Raw genomic sequence first — 228 nt, 5'->3', positions numbered from 1 at the left:
TCTAAGTACCCGGAGGAAAAGAAATCAACCGAGATTCCCCAAGTAGCGGCGAGCGAACGGGGACCAGCCCTTAAGCGTGACAACTGACAGACGAACAAGCTGGGAAGCTTGACGATACAGGGTGATAGTCCCGTAGTCGAAGTCTGAGTCACGTGAAATCGAGTAGGTCGGGGCACGAGAAACCTTGACTGAACATGGGGGGACCATCCTCCAAGGCTAAATACTCCT

1 rRNA gene is annotated in these 228 nt (G+C 53.1%); it reads left to right on the top strand.

The window, feature by feature from the left end:
- Nucleotides 1–228: ribosomal RNA gene (locus tag QD280_RS17830) — 23S ribosomal RNA — on the top strand; the annotation flags it as partial.

It is taken from the genome of Cobetia sp. 1AS1 (assembly GCF_029846435.1).
Lineage (GTDB): Bacteria > Pseudomonadota > Gammaproteobacteria > Pseudomonadales > Halomonadaceae > Cobetia > Cobetia amphilecti.
This window is presented reverse-complemented; position numbering and strand designations above follow the sequence as displayed.